This is a genomic window from Streptomyces sp. CO7, assembly GCF_053474865.1.
In genome coordinates this window covers 75,963-76,543 of the sequence record NZ_JBRIOU010000003.1, presented here as the reverse complement: position 1 = coordinate 76,543, position 581 = coordinate 75,963, and the positions used below count along the sequence as shown (strand labels likewise).

Sequence of the window (581 nt, the reverse complement as noted above, 5' to 3'; positions counted from 1 at the left end):
CTCCAGTCCCGGCCCCGGCGGATCCCACGCCGCCGGGGGGCGCGGCCCCGGGGAATCACCCGGGTGCGGAGGTGGGAGCGGAGGGGGGGGAGCGGCGGTGAACCTACGCTGGGCCCGTGAACGAGATGCCCCCGTCGCACCGGCCCGCCCGTTCCGTCCGCCTCCTGCTCGCCGAGGACCCCCGCACCGCGCACGGCGGCCTCGCCCTGCTGCTGGAGATGCACCCGGACCTGAAGGTCGTGACGCAGGCCGGCTCCGGCGACGAGGTGCTCGACGCCGTCCTCACCCGCCGCCCCGACGTGGCGCTGCTGGACGTCGACCTGCCCGGCCGCGGCGGCGTGGACCTGACGGCCGAGCTGACCGCCCAGGCCCCCGACTGCCGCGTGCTGCTCCTGGCCACCTCCGGCCGCCCCGCGTCCGTGCGCCGCGCGCTCGCCGCCGGGGCCGCCGGGTTCCTCGTCAAGCACGGCCCGGTCGACGAACTGGCCACGGCGATCCGCCGCGTGCTGACCGGCGAGACGGTGGTCGACCCGGCGCTGGCCGCCTCCCTGCGCGAGGAAACGGACTGACCAGGCCCCGTC

General features: G+C 78.1%; 1 pseudogene. It reads left to right on the top strand.

Annotated elements, in window-relative coordinates:
• Window positions 1-116: 116 nt before the first annotated feature.
• Window positions 117-548 (top strand): annotated as a pseudogene (locus ACOV8S_RS10220) (response regulator); the annotation flags it as partial.
• Between the last annotated feature and the right edge of the window lie 33 nt (window positions 549-581).